Source organism: Aurantibacter sp. UH7 (assembly GCF_056839165.1).
The window spans coordinates 3,012,400-3,030,321 of record NZ_CM166388.1 but is presented as its reverse complement, the minus strand read 5'-3'; the positions used below and the strand labels follow the sequence as shown (position 1 = coordinate 3,030,321).

The window sequence follows — 17,922 nt, the reverse complement described above, 5'->3', positions numbered from 1 at the left end:
TTACATTAATTTTATATCATTGATTTTGAGCAGGTTTGAGTGTATAATTAATACTTTTATGATAAATTAATTTCATTAAACTGAAAAACTTTCAATACAGTTTCTAAAACTGCTTTTTATTTTACCTTTAATGTTATAACCTTAAGTGTAATTTATGTCTCGAATTCATTGCTTTCTGGCACTTCTTATTATTCTTTCATTTTCTAGTTGTTCCGACAATAATGAAGAAAAAGTGACAGAGCAAACCAGCCCAAAAGATGAGGGCATTGGTGAATTTTTAGATGACTGGACATTTCAAGTATATCCAAAAGCACCATATTATAGTATTGATGTTGCTCAATTTCGTCTGTGGGTTCCCGAAAATATTACCGATTTTAAGGCTATAGTAATCTTAGCACATAGTTTTAATAGTAATGCATTGGGCCTAGCTAGCAAAGATGAATGGCAAGAATTTGCTAAAAAAGAAAAACTAGTATTATGTGGGGTTCACCTTAAAGGAAATAACTACGCAAATGCTCATGATGGTAGTGGACAAGCCCTAGTTGATGCTATTGAACAAATTGCTATTAAAAATAATATTCCTGAAATCACCGAATTACCATATTTAATGCGCGGATATTCTGCTGGAGGTAATTTTAGTTATCATTTTTCAAATTTCAAGCCTAACAAAGTAGTGAGCATTGTTTCTATTAGAGGTGGATTCATAAGTCAGTCAACAGAGAATATTAATGTTCCGGGATTAATTTTAACAGGAGAAATGGAGGGCGAGGAAAGAAATAATTTTCTAAAAAGTATAATGTTGTATAAACGAAAAGTAGCTGGACTTTGGAGTTTTGCTATCGAACCTGGTGCCGACCATTATGCAAACTTAAATGAATCTGACGATTTGGCCAGATTATTTTTCTCTAACACATTAGCGAAAAGAATTCAATCAAACTCTTATGAATTAAAAAGTATTCCTGAAGATTCTGGATGGCTTGGCAACGATAATGAAACGTCCATTTATTCTTTTGACGAGTTCACAGGAAATAGAGAAAGTGCATCATGGTTAATAAACGAAGAATTCGCAAATGCTTGGTTGGAATTTCAACGCTAATTAAGTTAGTTAAATGTTGGTTTTCTTGATTTTCGTTTGGTAGCAACCCATCCAAAACTAAAATTCAACAATCCACCGTATCCGTTTAACACCCCATCGCCCCTATAATAACCAGCACCTAATTCAATATTAAAATTAAAGCCCCTTGGATAAGTACGTTGCACTCCATAAACACCACCATAAAAAGCCATGGCATAATCGTCTGCACCTTCTAGATTATTGGAAATTTGCAAAGGAGCCCAAAAAACACTTCGAGCAGCCGAAATATAATTAGCCGAATTCCCAACTACATTTTTACGCATATCTACTCTTCTTGTTAAATTATGATAATACCGCAAACGTGTATGCCAGGCATAACCAAATGAATAACCCTCAGTATAATAAGCAAGTGCCGGGCCAAAACTAGTTGAGGCTGTTACATTTTTAAAAAGGCCTAATTCATAACTAATACCTGGTCCAACAAGGTTTAACTTAAACTGATGACGTTCTAAATTTATAAGCCCAGATCCCTTTTCATTAAGTTTCCCTAATTGAGCGAAAACAAAAATAGGAGATAAAATAAGTAAATATAGGAGTAGCTTTTTAGTCATATTTTTCAATTTATTGCTCTAAATCTAAAAAGTATGCTTGTGTTTTAAACTATGTTTATGTAAAATTTAAGATATAGATTTAAGAATGTCGCCCAAATAAATACGAAATTTTAAAATACTCAATTTCAAATATTTAGATAAACCATTTTAATGTTTACTTCCCTACACACCACCTTTTCTCACTAATAATCCAACCTATACTAATATTTGCTATAGGATAAATTCCATCATTTGAAGTGCCAAAATAGTATGCAGCTCCTGCATCAATTGAGAAATTAAAACCGGAGTCGTAGCTACGTTGCAAACCTGTTACTGCACCCGCATAACTAATAACTTCCTTTACAACTACGTTTTCAATTGTTCTCGAACCAGGAATAAAAACTGCTGCAGCAGGTGCAATATAATTAGCTGAGTTCCCATAAATTTGTCGTCTATTCCGTTGTCGTTGATCAAAATTATAGTAGTATCTATATTGACCAGCTATAGCAGGAAAAAAACCTAACTCCTTATAAATATAGGGTTCCGCTGGATCTATAGCCAACTGTAAACCGACTTTTAAATCAAATGTAGTATTAACACCTAAAGCCATTTCATATTCAATACCTGGATTAAGGATATTAATTTTAAACTGTCGTAGTTCACAATTTTTACCAAATTGAGCAGTAACATGCATACTGCCAAATAGCATCGCTATTAGTATAATTCTTTGCATAGTAGATTGATTTGGGACCAACACTTTTCACAAGTTAACATACTATTTGTCTTGTATGCAGTGCATAACTTACAATAGTTCTAGTTATAACAAATACTATCTCAAAATAGTATCTTTACATAAAATATTATTTATGCAATTAAGCCATATACCGCAACTAAAATATTCAGACGGAGACAACTTTTTTCTACTATCGGGCCCTTGCGCCATTGAGGGAGAAGATATGGCGCTACGCATTGCAGAAAAAATAGTTACTGTAACTGACAAACTTGAAATCCCTTATATTTTTAAAGGAAGTTTTAAAAAAGCAAACCGGAGTAGAGTTGATTCCTTTACTGGAATTGGTGATGAGAAAGCTTTAAAAATATTACGAAAAGTTTCGGAGACTTTCAACGTTCCTACCGTTACTGATATTCACAAAGAATCGGATGCTGCGATGGCCGCCGAATATGTTGATGTCCTACAGATTCCAGCTTTTTTGGTTCGCCAAACAGATTTAGTTGTGGCCGCAGCCAAAACTGGTAAAGTGGTAAACCTTAAAAAAGGACAATTTATGAGTCCGGAAAGCATGAAACATGCGGTAACGAAAGTGACTGATTCCGACAACCAACAAGTTTGGATAACAGATCGCGGTACGATGTTCGGTTATCAAGATATGGTAGTTGATTTTAGAGGTATACCAAAAATGCAACAATATGCACCTGTAGTCTTAGATGTTACGCATTCGTTACAACAACCTAATCAAACTTCAGGGGTTACTGGAGGTAGACCAGCACTTATAAACACGATGGCCCGCGCAGGAATTGCCGCGGGTGTAGATGGTATTTTTATGGAAACTCATTTCGATCCGGCTAATGCCAAGAGTGATGGTGCTAACATGCTTCCGCTAGACCAATTAGAAAAACTATTGACCAACTTAACCATGCTTCGCAAAACTGTAAACAAACTTGCCTAATGAAAATTAAAATTTCACTATTTACTATTATTCTAGTATTATTCTCTGCCTGTAACTCCAAAAAAGATACACTTAAAAAGGAAAACAAAAAGCCTAATATAGTTTTTATAATGTCTGATGATCATGCCTATCAAGCAATTAGTGCTTATAGCGATAAGCTTATAAAGACCCCAAATATAGATCGCATCGCAAAGGAAGGTATGCTATTTACCAATGCCACGGTTACCAATTCCATTTGTGCGCCATCAAGAGCTGTTATTCTTACTGGAAAACACAGTCATATAAATGGTAAGATTGATAACCGAATGCCGTTTGATACTACCAATGTTACTTTTCCGCAACTGCTACAAAAAGCAGGTTATCAAACTGCAATGTTTGGTAAGTTACATTTTGGAAATAATCCAAAAGGATTTGATGAGTTTAAAATTCTACCGGGACAAGGTGATTATTATAATCCAGTATTTAATACCGCGACAGGCGACACAACTATTACTGGTTATGTAACGGATATAATTACCGACCTCGCAATCGATTGGTTCGACAATCGCAGAGATACTGAAAAACCTTTTATGCTAATGTACCTACACAAAGCACCACACAGAACGTGGATGCCAGCAGAACGACACTACAAAGATTTTACAAAAAAAACATTTCCGCTGCCCGAAACTCTTTTTGAAAATTATGTGACTCGAGAAACTACAGCTGCACCAGCAGAAATGAATCTTTTAAAACACATGCAATTAAGTTACGACCTAAAATTAACGGATAGCATTGCCGAACAACTAGACATCAAGAATTGGAATACTATTGGCAACCGAATTGGCAGACTAAATCCAGAACAAAAAGAAGCTTGGGATGCCATTTACGACCCTATTAACGAAGATTTTGCAAAGCGTTTTCCTCAAATGAACGATAGTACATTAATGGTTTGGAAATATCAACGATACATGCAAGATTATCTTGGAACTATTGCCGCTGTTGACGAAAACGTTGGTCGGTTACTAGATTATTTAGATGAAAATAAACTAAGCGAAAACACACTTATTGTTTACACTTCTGACCAAGGCTTTTACTTGGGAGAACACGGTTGGTTCGATAAACGTTTTATGTATGACGAGTCTTTTAAGACACCTTTATTGATTAAATGGCCAAACGTTATAACCGCTGGTACCACGGAGCAAGAGATGGTGCAAAATCTCGATTTCGCACAAACGTTTTTAGAGGTTGCAGGAGTTACAGCCCCTAATGATATGCAAGGTGAAAGTCTTATACCGCTATTAAGAGGTGAAAAAGAGAAGTGGGAAAGAGAGGGAGTGTATTATCACTATTACGAATATCCAGGAGAACATGCTGTAAAACGCCATTATGGCCTTGCTACGAAAGAATATAAATTAATCCATTTTTACTATGATGTTGATGTCTGGGAACTTTACGATCGTAAAAAAGATGGTTCGGAATTAAATAATGTTTATAGTGATCCAGCATATGCTGATGTAGTAAAATCGATGAAAACAAAACTTAATCAGGTTAGAGAAAAGTATAAAGATTCAGATTCATTAAGCAATCAATACATAGAATTATATAAAGAAAATGGGTGGATTAAGTGATTAGTTGATGTAGTCGATTTTTAATCAATTAATTTATCTAAATGTCGCTCAACTTTCATTTCTAAACTAACTAATTCGCCCTTATAAAAAACACTATTTATAATCCACGGAATTGGCATATTTCGTCCATCTTTTTGTGTACTTATGTGATTTATTTCAATAGGAACATTTTTCTTTATGGCGTATTCTCGTAATAATTTATTTGTATAATATTCTGTAAATGGACATGTATTTGAATAATATGCTGTAATTCCTTCTTTATTGGGGCAATTACCAGATTTAGAAGTTTCGCTAAATTTTGGGTATTCAGCCTTTGAATTGGTTTTTAGTCCCCATAATTTAAAATAAGGTTCTGCTGAATCAATAATTTCAAAGCCGTGGTATTTTAAGAATTTTGGATCAGACATAAAAGGTCTTTTTTTATCACTGGAAACAGCGACAATTCCGTCCAAATTTTTAGCGTCTTCCATACATTGATTGAGTAATCTTTTCCCATTGCCTTTTCCTTTAAATTGTCCGGATACCCAAAAGCAATTTATAACCATAAAATTCTTTCCAATCAACGGAAGCCATGAACTTTCTATGGGCACATATTCTATAAAAACTTTTCCACGAACGTTAACTTTTTGGAAACTATAGCCATTTTTAAATTCTTTTTTTAGCCACTTTTTTTTCTTTTCATATCCATTCCGACATTTCTTATCACTTATCGCGCAACAAATATGCTCATCTTGAATATTTTCATCCGTCAAGTTTAGAATTTCCATTATCTCGGTTTTATCCAAAAATATTAAAGGCACTATCCATTTTATATGACAGTTATCAAGTTTTCGTATTGATTTTCGATATTAATTCTTAAATCAATAATTTTTTATACAGATTGAATTTACTGCTACTTATAGAATTTTCCACTTCGTACCGAAAATGCTTCCTGTAATACTGAAATTAAGATGGCATCGTCTATTTCTTCTAACGAAGTGTATCGTAACGACTTCATCATTTTTCTGCCATCTGAAATCAAATACTCCAAATTATTAGACAAATGTGATGCACGCCAAAAACCGACATCAACATAATTTTTTGATTGATTCAGATAACAAAAGGGTTTTCCATCTATATAATAAAAAGGTATCCGATACTTATACTTTAGGTCAACCACTACAATTGTCAATTCAATTATCGATTGCAAATGCAATAGAATTGCCCTGTACGGTTCTGGTTGATTTAAAATATATTCTTCTGAAGGATTCATATTCTTAAAATTACTATTAATTAACTTTAAGACAGCATTTATGACTAAATTGAAGGTGCTTTTTTAAATACATTTGAAAAAACCAATCACCATGAAAAAATCAATTCTACTTTACTTCTCATTATTCACTTTTTGTTTTCTTTCTGCCCAGAAACATTCGCATGCTGGTGCACAACCAATGCATTATCCGGATATAGAAAATTATAAAACATTAAAAACGGATTTACATATGCATACCGTTTTTTCAGATGGAAATGTATGGCCTACAATTCGCGTGCAAGAAGCATTGCGCGAAAATTTAGATGCGATCTCGCTTACCGAGCATTTAGAATACCAACCGCATGCTACAGATATTCCCCACCCTAATCGTAATCGTGCTCATGAAATTGCCCTTGAAGAAGCTAAAGAACATGATTTATTAATTGTACAAGGATCAGAAATAACAAGATCAGAACCAGTTGGGCATAATAATGCTGTTTTTATTACGGATGCAAATAAGGTATTGAAAGATAAACCTGAACAATCTTTTAGTGAGGCGAAAAAACAAGGTGCATTTGTATTTTGGAATCACCCGGCATGGCACAGGCAAAGTCCGACAGGGAATCCAATCTTAAGTGATTTTCAAAAAAAAAGAATTAAGGATGGCGAATTACATGGAATTGAGGTTATTAATACTACTGATTATTCTAAAGAATCATTAGCCATAGCTTTAGAACAAAACCTAACAATAATGGGTACCAGTGATATTCATGGACTTATTGATTGGGATTATACCGAAAAAGGGAATCACCGACCTATTACATTGGTTTTTGCAAAAGAAAAAAGCTTAGAAAGTTTAAAGGAAGCACTTTTTGCTGGTCGAACTGTTGCCGTTTACAACTCACTTTTGGTAGGAAAACCTGAATATTTAAAGCCACTGATAAAAGCAAGTATTAAAATAAATTCAGCTAAATATGAAGAGGACACACAGGTTCTAATTATCGAAATTGAAAATACTTCTAGTAGTGATTTACTTTTCGAAAACGCCATGCCCTTTTCATTTTACAGTAAGCCTCCTATTTTCACAATAGCTGCGGGCAAAAAAGAAACAGTACAGGTTAAGACCTTAACAGCGCTAAAATATTTTAAATTACAACTTACTGCATTGGGTGCATATACGGCGCCAGATGTACACCCTGTTTTAGCATGGGATATACCTGTTGAAAAATAGGGTATATAAATAATAGTTTGAAACTATTATTCTTTCCCGTCTACATAGTTCTGAAGATAATTATAACGCTTGGTCAGCTTACCATTTTTAGTCATTCGAGCGCGCTCTAAAATTCCATCTTTATCGTTATTAAAAAAAGCAGGAATAACATTTTTCACAAATGCATCGCCAAAACCGTTACTTGCATCACGCGGCAATTCAGCCGGTAAATTGTCTACCGCCATAACGGCAATAGAAGATTTATTTCTATAATTAGCTTCCTCTTCTTTCTGTGGATTATAACCGTAAATTGGTTTCTCTATCGTACTCGCACGAATGGTTGTTGCCACTGGTCCATCAATATCACAACTAATATCTGCTATTACCTGTATTTTAAAATCAGGATGCTTTGCATCTTCTCTAGTAAATAAATAGGGTGCACCATCACCATAAAAATGACCTGCAATATAAAAATCGGTTACCCTAGCAAAACGGAAAAAAGTAGATTCATATTTTTTTGGATTTTCGAAAAAGTCAGACATAGTTCCTCGCGTACCATCTATACGTTTGTTATAATCAGAAACATCTATTTGACAGTATACAGGCTCTTTAAAATCAATGTCTAAAAATTCCTTTACAGATACTTGTTGCAAACCCATGGCGTCCAACATTTCTTTAGCGCCATTACCTACCCTACCTTTTCCTGTCAACAGTATTTTTATGTTAGGTAGCTTTATATTTTTAAGCTCAGCAATTAATGCTTGTTGGTCGGTTAAAGATTGTGCCTTAGGTAGTTTATATAATTTGAATTTGAGTCCGTATGCGCGAAAACCATTGTAGGCGCCTACAATACCTGCATATCTACCAAAAGCAACCAAACGTTGTTCTTTTTGATTAGTAATAACCTCATGATCGTACATTTCGATATTCTTTTTTAGAATAGCCTGTAACAACTTTCGATTGTACGGTTGTTTTTTAATAGTATGCGAAAAGAAGAAATATTTTTTATTCGGAATTAAAGATTTAATCGGCACTTCTTTAACGCCTAAAAGCACATCGCATTCTTTCATTTTTGATGCTACTTTTATATCTTTTTCTACATATTCCTCATTGGAGAACGTTCGAATATCCGATGGCTCTACAATAATCTCAGCATCTTCAAAAGTTGATATGATTTTTTGACATGCCAGAGGTGACAAAACTACACGTCTGTCTGGCGGTGTTTTGCGTTCTTTAATGATTCCGAATTTGACTTTCATCTTTGGTACGGCTTTTGTTCAAAAATACTATGAATAGTGAGGGTACACAAGCTTTTAAGCTTGACAAAAGATTGTGGGGTCTTTTAGTGCTTGAATTGTGTACCTTTGCTATCCTTTTTTAAATGAAGGTTGCGTTAGGGATAGCAGCGGCATCTTTTTTAATAGTCCTCGAGTCCGCTCGAGATGTTATTAAAAAAATACAGCGAATAGCCCGCTCGAACGCCATAAAAAAGTTCTTTAACATAATGGGGCCGACTGGTTTTGACAGCGAGACCAATGGTAATGTAAGCATGTCGAGCGCTGAGAAACAGCTCGTTAATATCATTTTTCACACTTTTAATTGGCGATAATAACTACGCTCTTGCCGCTTAATCTGAATTATAGTAAGATTAGCCTCGTCTCTACTAGGTAGAGAAGCGAGATGTTCGTGAATAGCCTCTGTCGACGGCGATTCAATTACGAGCACCATAAATGTCGATATAAGGCTACTAGCGCTTCGATAGTAGCACCAAAATCTTAAGAAGATAAGTGTACAATAGGCGGTCTTTGGTCGGTTGTGCATCGAAAATTGAATAAAGACTACACATGTAGAAAGCTTTAACGTTGCTTGTTTGGACGGGAGTTCGATTCTCCCCGGCTCCACAATTTTATAATTAAGATGCCTATTGTTCTCACAATGGGCATCTTAATTTATTTTCCACATTATTCACAGTAACACCTTACCCCTCACTTCAAAACTATTACACAACTGCATCAACAATTTATCATACATTTTCACCAAAACGCCACCAAAGAATATTTGTTATACATTTTTTTAGTAAAAATGGGCAGTTTTTAGTTTGCATATAGTAAATTCATTGTACCAACAAACCAACTTTAAACTGTGTGAACCACCAAACTATGCACATTAAAAACCACTATAGTACCCTAAAAAAACATTTGATTCTTTCAATTCAGCTTCTAATTTTATTTACCCTAATCTTAAGCTCCTGTAATGAAGAGTCTCTTTACGAAGGTCCGCTTAGCCCAGAAGAGTCTTTAAGGACTTTTCAATTTGCCGAGAACTTTAATGCTGAAATATTTGCGGCGGAACCATTAGTAGTTGACCCAGTAGCCATGCAATTTGATGCTGACGGAAATGCATATGTAGTCGGCATGCTGGATGCATACAAGCCAGATGCTACAAAGGGAAAAGGTAACATAGTTTTACTAAAAGACACCGATGGCGATGGACAAGCTGATACCTCTACAATTTTTGTAGACAGTTTAAGAGAAGCTACTAGTATTTTACCTTGGAAAGGTGGTTTACTGGTATGTGCTGCACCAAATATCACCTATTACAAAGATACAGATGGTGATGGCCGTTCAGATTCTAAGGAGGTATTATTTACTGGTTTCTTTAATAAAAACGAAGAAGCACAAATTACGAATCTCCGTTATGGAATTGATAATTGGATCTATGCAAATAATGCCGGACAAGCAGGTGAAATAAGTTTTAGCCGTAATCCAGAAATAGCTCCAATAAAAGTACAAGGTGCCGATTTTCGTTTTCGACTCGACAAAAATTTATTTGAACGTAGTACCGGGCCTGGACAATTTGGACTTGCAGTAGACGATTGGGGACACCGGTTTTTTACCGCAAACTCATTGCATATTCGCCAGGTTGTTATTCCGATAAGATATCTCGAAAGAAACCTATACTTACCCCCTTCTGCAAAAATTGCAATTCAAAATATTTCCGACCACGATCCACTTATGAACCAAATAAGTGCAACGCCCTATTGGCGACAAGCACGTACTAATCGTCGCAATAAAAATTATAAGGAAAACAACCTAGATCGAGTAGAATATGCCAGAGGTCATTTTACAGGAGCTTCTGGGGGAACATATTTCGGAGGCGACAAGTTCAACAATGAATATTATGGGAATATTTTTACCGCAGATGTTGCAGGCAATCTTATACATAGAGATATTTTAACCGTAAGTGATAGTGTTCCTTTTTTGACAGCCCAACAAGGTACGAATGAAATGGAAAAAGAATTTATGGCTACAACAGATACATGGTTTCGTCCTGCAAATTTTTCGGTTGGTCCCGATGGATATTTATATCTCATGGATATGTATCGACAACATATAGAAACTCCGATGTCTATTCCTGAAGACTTGCAAAAAACTATGGACTTCGATGCTGGCAATACTTATGGGCGCATATATAGAATTACACCAAAAACTGATGGTTCATATAAGGCAGTCAGCCCGAACCTTGCCAATGCAAGCTCGTCAGATTTGGTAATAGCTTTACAACACGAAAACCGTTGGTGGAGGCTTACCGCACAACGATTACTTTTAGAACGCCAAGATAAAAGCGTGTTATCAGAAGTAACTGATTTGTTTAAGCAAAATGAAGATCCTAGATTCCGATTACATGCTTTATATGTTTTAGAGGGCATAGCTGCCTTGGATGCAACCCTAGTAAAAACCGCTATGAAAGACCCTTCACCTGGAGTCCGAGAAAATGCGGCCATTCTTGCCGAACAATTTCCAAGTTGTTTATCACTCTTAGAAGAAATGGTTAATGATTCGTCGGCGCGAGTTGCTTTCCAAGCAACTTTGAGTTTAGGGCAATTTAAAAATGATAATGTAACCTTGGCATTAGCAAAAGCTCTAGAATTACATGGACAAAGTTCATGGTTTAGAACTGCAGTCTTAAGCTCAGAAAAAGGGTCGAGCATAGCCCTATTAAAAACACTAGAAAAGAATACATTTTTTAAAGAAAATTCAACTTGGAAAAATAAATTTTTCGAAAATTGTACTATTATTATTGGCGCTAGGAATGATAAAGAAGAAGTCTTAGATTTATTAAATATGCTAAGTCGATTTAAAGAGTCAAATAAAGAAGAATTGCAGTCGTCAGGTTTAAAAGGACTAATTAAAGGATTAGAAAAAACAGTGGAACTTGAAAATTCATCAAAAGAAAAATTAAAAGGTATTTCGTCCGAAGCAGAAAGCAATACCGATAATGCAATACAACACCTAAAAGAATTGTACTCGAAAATATAATAATTAGTACAGTCCTATTACTAGAATTAATAGAAGAAATAAATCGATAAAACTTACACTTAGCATACCTATCAAATAAACAGTTTTTAAAATGACCGACAAAGATTATTCCAGAAGAAAATTTATTAATAGATGTTTAAGTTCATGTGGATTATTTTTCGGGGGACTTTTACTACTGAACTGCAGTGAAAAAAATAAATCATCTAAAATTACAAATGATAACGCCAAACAAAACTCTTCTGAAGACCCTTGCAATGATTTAACTAAAATAAGTGATGGAGAAATTAAAAAAAGACAAGGTTTAGGCTATGTAAAGCAATCTGCAGTTCCTGAGAATTCCTGTAGTAATTGTGCGCTATTTATTCCCGCTAAAGCTGACGAAAAGTGTGGGGGCTGCATTCTATTTAAGGGACCAGTTTATGCCGAAGGTCATTGTGTTCAGTGGGCTGGTGTTACCACATAAATTAAAAATTATAACTCATAATAAATAAATTTAAAACCATTCCCCCAACAAACTAGTATTTATGTCACATTCGAAAAAAGGTTTTTCTAGAAGAGAGTTTATAGCAGGTACTAGTTTACTAGCATTAGGAACTTCACTTAAGTTAAATGCATTTACTGAAATTTCAAGTTTAAAAAAAGAACCCATTATTGATATTCATCAACACACCCATTATGTGCAACGAAGAGATAATCAATTGCTCGAACACCAAAAAGCAATGGGAATTACAACTACTATTCTTTTACCTTCTGGGCGACCGGTAAATTCGCCAGCTACCCATCAAGGCAAAGCAAATGGTCTTCAAGCAGAAGCTGGTGGAAATGCTGAATGTTATTTATTTGCGAGCAAGCACAAAAAGGAATTCCGTTTTGGAGCATGTGCTGTACCAGATATGAAAGATGGACTGTATGAAATTGAAAAATATTTAAAATTGGGCGCAGTAGTTATAGGTGAATTAAAATTTGGCGTTGCATGTGATTCGCCAGAAATGCAAAAAATTTACCAATTAGCACAAAATTATAATGTACCGGTTCTAATGCATTGGCAACATGAAATGTTTAATTATGGCTTTGATCGATTTTATAAAATGTTGGAAAAATATCCGAAAGTAAATTTCATTGGTCATGCACAAACCTGGTGGGCTAATATCGACAAAAATCACAAAGACCAATCAATTCTCTATCCTAAAACTTCTGTTGAAGAAGGTGGAATTACAGACAGATATCTTAGCAATTATTCAAATATGTATGGCGATCTTTCCGCTGGCTCAGGACTGAATGCCCTTAAACGCGACGAAGAGCATGCGAAAATGTTCTTAAAAAAACACCAAGACAAGTTATTGTATGGTAGTGATTGCGCGGACCCAACAGGCTCTGACCCTGAAAGTTGTTCCGGCACATTAGATATCGCTGAGATTCGAAAATTAGTTTCTAAGCCAATCGAGCGAAAAATACTATTTGAAAACTCGAAAAAATTATTCCGATTGTAATTATTACACACTCAAATTACTTCACTAAATAAACCATAATAAAGCCCCAAAAAATTATCTATTATAGCTAAAAGTATATTTTGTCTAATTTATTTAATAAATAGTTAGACAAATTGTATATTTGTTTTAATTTTTCTAGAAAGATTCTTCTAGAACACAAAATCAAAAGTTATGTTTAAATTTTTTAAAAAGAAATCAACCAAAGAAAAATTGCAAGCGCAATATGAACAACTTTTAAAAGAAGCACACGCATTATCTACTACGAATAGAAAAATGAGCGATCAAAAAACCTTTGAGGCAGAAGCTGTAATGAATCAAATTTTAAAATTAAGCTAGTATTTATTCATTACCCATGACTAAAGAAAAAAAACCAGATGCTATCGTTTTTAACTCTGACACCCAAAAATAGGATGCTGCTCTTAAACCCTATGCTACTTCAGTTGGTGCACCTTTTATAACCACCACCGATACATTGGCTTGGAAGAATAGGAGTATTACTAAAATAAATCATCAGGTTAAAACAAAGTACCTAACTCTAAAGGCGGAATACGAAAAAATGATGCGCGAGTTTGAATATAACAAACTCATTTTTGAATCGAAATTTAGTTTTGAACCCATCATTGGAGAAGTATATCATCTATATAAAAGAGAAAACGATGAAACTTTTCTTTCAATTATAGCACCAGAACAATGCAATTTTAACGCGTTAGGCAGTTTTTACCTAAATTCAGATCAAATCTTGGAAAAAATTTAATACACTATGGCTACTAGAAAAGCCTTAACGGATCGAGAGTTGGACCGTGTTATTGAAATGGCATGGGAAGACCGCACTCCGTTTGAGGCAATCTTGTTTCAGTTTGGACTATCAGAAAAGGACGTTATTAAAACAATGCGCAACGAACTAAAGGAATCAAGTTTTAAGCGATGGCGTAAACGTGTGAATAGTGGTGTGAGTCAAAAACATTTAAAAAAAAGGAATTCAGCTATTACCCGATTTAAATGCTCAAGACAAAAGGCTATTTCAAATAATAAAATTAGTAAACGCTAGTTGGAGTTAATCAATTTTAGCAGCATATTCTGAAACATCAGTGAGGGTTTTCATAAACGCTATGATATCTTTAATCTCTTGTTTCGATAAGTCTAAAGGTGCTTCAGACAAAGTTTGATTCTGTACTTCTAAACCCATTCCTGCCCCGCCACCGAGATTATAAAATTCTAATACTTCTTCTAAGGTTGCAAACAAACCATTGTGCATATACGGCGCTGTTAATTCTATATTTCTGACTGATACCGTTTTAAAAGAATTTTTAAAATAAGGATGATGATCCAATCGCAATCCATTTGCAAAACGTCCTAAATCAGTGTCTAACTTTGGATTAATGGAATCAAAACCAATTGTAACCCCTAAAACTTCCGATTCTGATTCCAAATAAAAAGGTGGAATCGTACCATTAAACATTGGTACAAAGTGACAACTACCACAAGCCCCTTTCCCCATAAATAAATTAAAACCACGTTTGGCATCGGCGGGATAGTTCCTTATTTCGTTTCGAACATATTTATCAAAAGGACTATTTATAGATTTCAAAGAGTTTACATATGCAGCAATAGCATTACTTATAGCACGTTGATTAATATCCTCCTTTTGAATACCACCATAAGCTTCATTAAATAATTTTATGTAATTAGAATTGCTTTTCAGCTTTTTAATAATAGCATCAAAATTCGTATTAAACTCTAGGTCATCATCTATAACATGTGTCACTTGTTTTTCTAGATTAAACTCACGCATATCCCAAAAATAACGGGTAGAATAACCTGCATTTATTATTGTTGGAGAGTTTCGCGCCGTAAAGAATCCTTTTTTATTTGACAAGCTTTTAGGAAGGCCATCCGTAAAACCTTTACTTGGATTATGACAACTTAAACAAGACATTTCATTATCGTTAGAAAGTTGAGGATCCTCAAATAACCGCTTCCCTAATTGGATGGTCTTGGGATTATCTAATGGTAAATAAACTAATTCCGAATAAAATCCAGAATTGAGAAAGTTGATATCAAATATATTTTTTGCTTGATAGTTTTGCGCATGCTTTTTATAGGGTTCTAGTTTGATGTTATTTAAATTCTGAAATTCTAACAACCCTTTGTATAAAGGATTGATTATTTCTTTCAAGAATTCCATGCGATCAAAATCATTAAAATCGGTGTTGGATTTTAAGGATGCTTTTCCTTTTACAAATAGCTGTTTAATTGATAAAAAAGTGGAATTCGCCTCTGATATTAAACCATTTTCAAAATAACAAAAAGCAGTTTCCATACTTTGCAGACTCACAAAACTCTCCTCCAAAGCATTAACAGAACCAGGAGTATCATAACCTGTAACACCCAATGCAAAAATACGTACCATTCCCGAACGAATACATTCAATAATCTGACTAGATTTTAACTGTATGGGTAAATGAATTTTTGATATAAAATCTACACGATTTTTTAATTCATTTGCCAACATTTTAATGTGTTGGAAATTCTCTTTTGATACGTCATCATAAACAGCTTCATCTAAGGCTTGCAAACCACAGGGTTCGATTATTTTTCCCGCTTGAAAATACTCGCTCACCTTCGGCAAAGGTGCTCCGTTTATATAAGTTCCACTGTAAGAGGTTTGGTAATAGTCGAATATAAACTCAACCTTTTTATAAGATAATCTGGTTTTTTCAACTTGTTCCTTTAGTTTTAAAACATCCGAAAAATTAGAATTCTCAGCAAGGTCCGCCAACACTTCTACTTCATTTTGAAACTTGCGAAAATTAGCCTCATATAATTCGGCTACTTTCTCAGGAATAGTTTTATTTTTTTGGGGTACAACTTTACTCTTGCTTGACAATATCAAAAAGCATAGTAGTACTGACCCCAATAAAATGCTTACTTTTTTCATTTAAAACAAAAATGCACTAAAGCTTTTCAACCCTAGATTTTCTCAACACATATGATATATGCTTGTTGAAATAACAACTACTTATTCTATAGTAATTGTTTCGGTGTTCGTGCTTTTATCGGTTTTAACTTCAACCACATACATTCCTTTTTGTAAACCGCTTACATCGATATTTGATTTTTTACTTTTTATCACCCGCTTTCCAAGGTTATTATAAATCTTAACCTTCTTTAGTCGTTCGCCAGGGTTTACTTTTATGTCGACCACATCTTTGTCTGTATCGTAAAGTGCAATAGTGTTTTTTTCAATGACTATTACTTTTTCTGTTTTTGATATACTTTCTACTTTTTGCGAAATGCCTTTTTTATTGATGGTAAAATAATCATCTACCTCATCATTATCTCGGATAAATTTAACCGTCAGGTTTTGACCACCTGCACCATCATCCTCAATTTCCATAACACAAGAACCTAATTCGTTTAATGATATAGACATGGCCTTGTGATTTAAATCACCTCCAGATTTTTTACCAGCAGACCCCGTAGTTATATAAACAGCACCTGCAGTAGCTTCATCTGTTTTCTGGTAGATTCCATCACCATCAGTTTTACCATTGCCTTTACCTGTTATCCCTACTGTATGCCCACCATTTTTAATCTCATCTGGATTGAAAGTATTTGAAAATCCATAATGACCATTTAAAAAATAAGAACGCTCATAAGAATGACTATGTCCATTTAATATAAGATCAACGCCATTGTCTTCCATCATAGGCATAAAATTTTCTCTCATTTCAATAAGCCGATCTTCAGTATCCGAGTCATGAGATCCTTTAGTATATACTGGGTGATGAAATAAGGTTACTATCCAATCTTGTGTTGTGCTCTGTATATCATTTTGTGCCCAATTGTACATAGCACCCCCTACCTCACGGCCTGAATGGTGCGAGTCTAGAATTATAAAGTGAATATTAGCATAATCATAAGAATAATAAGCCTCGGTTCCGGAAGGAGTACCTCCAGCTTGGCCTCCAGTCGGAAAAGAAAAAATATCATAATATGGTCCAGATTGAGTTGCAGAATCTGCTGAATAACCATCATGATTACCTAAACAAGACCAAGCCACGGATTTTTTAAGCATGTTGTGATATATATCAAAAAAAGCATTTTGATATTCTACATCCGTTCCAGTACGATACGCATTATCCCCTAAAAACAACATCATATCTGTCTTTCCAGTATTGGTAGATTCTGTATCAACATACTTGTAATATGCATCACGTACATTTCTCTGATTATTATTTGCAGTACCAGCATCCCCTAAAATCCATGCACGCACAAATTGTTTGGTTCCAACTTTCGGTGCTGTAATAACATACATATCACCAGAAGTACTTTCAGACAATACTTCCTTTTCATTTCCAATATTGAAATAATATTTTGTGTTCGGTTTTAACCCTATTAATGAAACTTCGTGTTCTTTCATTTCATTAGAGTTTGTAACTTTTTTTGATAATAACCCAAGTTTTGTACCATAATTCACTACAGACTCTGTAGCGACATCTGTTCTCCATTTTACAACAACGCTAGTTGGTGTACCGCTTTGCAAATAAGGACCTCTTTCTACTACTATAGCAGCAGTATCATTTTCAATGACTATACTTTCAATTTTAGTTGAACTTGTAATATCTGGAATAACCGCTATTGCTGTTTGCGAAAATGAATACACTGTAAAAAGTAGTATTACGAATTGAGCACTTCTTCTAATCATAATT

17 protein-coding genes and 1 other RNA gene are annotated in these 17,922 nt (G+C 34.5%); 11 read left to right on the top strand and 7 right to left on the bottom strand.

The genetic code is table 11. The features are described from left to right. Positions 1 to 154: 154 nt before the first annotated feature. A complete protein-coding gene (locus UH7x_RS12685; RefSeq protein WP_482360295.1) occupies positions 155 to 1,096 on the top strand; it encodes a hypothetical protein in 942 nt (313 codons plus the stop codon). Between the two features lie 5 nt (positions 1,097 to 1,101). Here UH7x_RS12685 and UH7x_RS12680 read toward each other — a convergent pair whose 3' ends face one another. Together UH7x_RS12680 and UH7x_RS12675 are read right to left on the bottom strand one after the other, a co-directional pair. After that, complete coding sequence (locus UH7x_RS12680; RefSeq protein ID WP_482360294.1) at positions 1,102 to 1,686, bottom strand: hypothetical protein; 585 nt, start codon at positions 1,684 to 1,686, stop codon at positions 1,102 to 1,104. A 154-nt stretch (positions 1,687 to 1,840) separates the two neighbouring features. Further along, entirely contained in the window at positions 1,841 to 2,398 is a 558-nt protein-coding gene (locus tag UH7x_RS12675) for a hypothetical protein (protein WP_482360293.1), read from the bottom strand. Positions 2,399 to 2,531: 133 nt separating this feature from the next. Here UH7x_RS12675 and kdsA point away from each other — a divergent pair, with 133 nt between their 5' ends. Then, positions 2,532 to 3,353, top strand: coding sequence for a 3-deoxy-8-phosphooctulonate synthase (kdsA, locus tag UH7x_RS12670; protein WP_482360292.1), 822 nt, complete (start codon positions 2,532 to 2,534; stop codon positions 3,351 to 3,353). Then, positions 3,353 to 4,960, top strand: a complete 1,608-nt coding sequence (locus tag UH7x_RS12665; protein ID WP_482360291.1) for a sulfatase family protein — start codon at positions 3,353 to 3,355, stop codon at positions 4,958 to 4,960. The genes kdsA and UH7x_RS12665 overlap by 1 nt, the downstream gene beginning before the upstream one ends. 20 nt (positions 4,961 to 4,980) lie before the next feature. On the opposite strand, the gene UH7x_RS12660 is transcribed toward UH7x_RS12665, so the two are convergent. Then, positions 4,981 to 5,727, bottom strand: coding sequence for a GNAT family N-acetyltransferase (locus UH7x_RS12660; RefSeq protein WP_482360290.1), 747 nt, complete (start codon positions 5,725 to 5,727; stop codon positions 4,981 to 4,983). Between the two features lie 125 nt (positions 5,728 to 5,852). Continuing rightward, positions 5,853 to 6,212 (bottom strand): DUF1801 domain-containing protein, encoded by a 360-nt coding sequence (locus UH7x_RS12655; RefSeq protein ID WP_482360289.1) that lies wholly within the window; start codon positions 6,210 to 6,212, stop codon positions 5,853 to 5,855. Positions 6,213 to 6,303: 91 nt separating this feature from the next. On the opposite strand from UH7x_RS12655, the gene UH7x_RS12650 reads away from it, so the two are divergent. After that, positions 6,304 to 7,422: an Sb-PDE family phosphodiesterase gene (locus tag UH7x_RS12650; RefSeq protein ID WP_482360288.1), complete on the top strand. Its 1,119-nt coding sequence runs from the start codon at positions 6,304 to 6,306 to the stop codon at positions 7,420 to 7,422. A gap of 26 nt (positions 7,423 to 7,448) precedes the next feature. Here the strand turns inward: UH7x_RS12650 and UH7x_RS12645 are convergent, their stop codons facing one another. Beyond that, positions 7,449 to 8,660: an NAD(P)-dependent oxidoreductase gene (locus UH7x_RS12645; protein ID WP_482360287.1), complete on the bottom strand. Its 1,212-nt coding sequence runs from the start codon at positions 8,658 to 8,660 to the stop codon at positions 7,449 to 7,451. Positions 8,661 to 8,907: 247 nt separating this feature from the next. Between UH7x_RS12645 and ssrA the strand changes: the two genes are divergently transcribed. The 7 genes from ssrA to UH7x_RS12610 all read left to right on the top strand — a co-directional run bounded on the left by ssrA (position 8,908) and on the right by UH7x_RS12610 (position 14,258). Further along, positions 8,908 to 9,305, top strand: a transfer-messenger RNA (tmRNA) gene (gene ssrA, locus UH7x_RS12640). Positions 9,306 to 9,560: 255 nt separating this feature from the next. Continuing rightward, positions 9,561 to 11,720 carry a PVC-type heme-binding CxxCH protein gene (locus UH7x_RS12635; protein ID WP_482360286.1) on the top strand — a complete coding sequence of 720 codons (2,160 nt, stop codon included), beginning with the start codon at positions 9,561 to 9,563 and terminating at the stop codon, positions 11,718 to 11,720. Positions 11,721 to 11,811: 91 nt separating this feature from the next. Then, the gene (locus UH7x_RS12630) at positions 11,812 to 12,183 is read left to right on the top strand and encodes a high-potential iron-sulfur protein (RefSeq protein WP_482360285.1); all 372 of its coding nucleotides are present in this window, start codon (positions 11,812 to 11,814) and stop codon (positions 12,181 to 12,183) included. A gap of 61 nt (positions 12,184 to 12,244) precedes the next feature. Further along, positions 12,245 to 13,210 carry an amidohydrolase family protein gene (locus tag UH7x_RS12625; protein WP_482360284.1) on the top strand — a complete coding sequence of 322 codons (966 nt, stop codon included), beginning with the start codon at positions 12,245 to 12,247 and terminating at the stop codon, positions 13,208 to 13,210. A 171-nt stretch (positions 13,211 to 13,381) separates the two neighbouring features. Beyond that, positions 13,382 to 13,546, top strand: coding sequence for a Lacal_2735 family protein (locus UH7x_RS12620; protein ID WP_482360283.1), 165 nt, complete (start codon positions 13,382 to 13,384; stop codon positions 13,544 to 13,546). 136 nt (positions 13,547 to 13,682) lie between these two features. Next, the gene (locus UH7x_RS12615) at positions 13,683 to 13,964 is read left to right on the top strand and encodes a DUF2452 domain-containing protein (protein ID WP_482360282.1); all 282 of its coding nucleotides are present in this window, start codon (positions 13,683 to 13,685) and stop codon (positions 13,962 to 13,964) included. 6 nt (positions 13,965 to 13,970) lie between these two features. Continuing rightward, positions 13,971 to 14,258 carry a TIGR03643 family protein gene (locus UH7x_RS12610; RefSeq protein ID WP_482360281.1) on the top strand — a complete coding sequence of 96 codons (288 nt, stop codon included), beginning with the start codon at positions 13,971 to 13,973 and terminating at the stop codon, positions 14,256 to 14,258. Positions 14,259 to 14,264: 6 nt separating this feature from the next. On the opposite strand, the gene UH7x_RS12605 is transcribed toward UH7x_RS12610, so the two are convergent. Continuing rightward, entirely contained in the window at positions 14,265 to 16,148 is a 1,884-nt protein-coding gene (locus UH7x_RS12605; protein WP_482360280.1) for a cytochrome-c peroxidase, read from the bottom strand. 81 nt (positions 16,149 to 16,229) lie between these two features. Continuing rightward, complete coding sequence (locus UH7x_RS12600; RefSeq protein WP_482360279.1) at positions 16,230 to 17,918, bottom strand: metallophosphoesterase; 1,689 nt, start codon at positions 17,916 to 17,918, stop codon at positions 16,230 to 16,232. Between the last annotated feature and the right edge of the window lie 4 nt (positions 17,919 to 17,922).

Bases quoted from the DNA above. Each gene is read 5' to 3' on its own strand.
- UH7x_RS12635 (WP_482360286.1), top strand. From the start codon at position 9,561: ATGCACATTAAAAACCACTATAGTACCCTAAAAAAACATTTGATTCTT.
- UH7x_RS12680 (WP_482360294.1), bottom strand. From the start codon at position 1,686: ATGACTAAAAAGCTACTCCTATATTTACTTATTTTATCTCCTATTTTT.
- UH7x_RS12675 (WP_482360293.1), bottom strand. From the start codon at position 2,398: ATGCAAAGAATTATACTAATAGCGATGCTATTTGGCAGTATGCATGTT.
- UH7x_RS12650 (WP_482360288.1), top strand. From the start codon at position 6,304: ATGAAAAAATCAATTCTACTTTACTTCTCATTATTCACTTTTTGTTTT.
- kdsA (WP_482360292.1), top strand. From the start codon at position 2,532: ATGCAATTAAGCCATATACCGCAACTAAAATATTCAGACGGAGACAAC.
- UH7x_RS12630 (WP_482360285.1), top strand. From the start codon at position 11,812: ATGACCGACAAAGATTATTCCAGAAGAAAATTTATTAATAGATGTTTA.
- UH7x_RS12685 (WP_482360295.1), top strand. From the start codon at position 155: ATGTCTCGAATTCATTGCTTTCTGGCACTTCTTATTATTCTTTCATTT.
- UH7x_RS12655 (WP_482360289.1), bottom strand. From the start codon at position 6,212: ATGAATCCTTCAGAAGAATATATTTTAAATCAACCAGAACCGTACAGG.
- UH7x_RS12605 (WP_482360280.1), bottom strand. From the start codon at position 16,148: ATGAAAAAAGTAAGCATTTTATTGGGGTCAGTACTACTATGCTTTTTG.
- UH7x_RS12610 (WP_482360281.1), top strand. From the start codon at position 13,971: ATGGCTACTAGAAAAGCCTTAACGGATCGAGAGTTGGACCGTGTTATT.
- UH7x_RS12625 (WP_482360284.1), top strand. From the start codon at position 12,245: ATGTCACATTCGAAAAAAGGTTTTTCTAGAAGAGAGTTTATAGCAGGT.
- UH7x_RS12600 (WP_482360279.1), bottom strand. From the start codon at position 17,918: ATGATTAGAAGAAGTGCTCAATTCGTAATACTACTTTTTACAGTGTAT.
- UH7x_RS12660 (WP_482360290.1), bottom strand. From the start codon at position 5,727: ATGGAAATTCTAAACTTGACGGATGAAAATATTCAAGATGAGCATATT.
- UH7x_RS12645 (WP_482360287.1), bottom strand. From the start codon at position 8,660: ATGAAAGTCAAATTCGGAATCATTAAAGAACGCAAAACACCGCCAGAC.
- UH7x_RS12620 (WP_482360283.1), top strand. From the start codon at position 13,382: ATGTTTAAATTTTTTAAAAAGAAATCAACCAAAGAAAAATTGCAAGCG.
- UH7x_RS12665 (WP_482360291.1), top strand. From the start codon at position 3,353: ATGAAAATTAAAATTTCACTATTTACTATTATTCTAGTATTATTCTCT.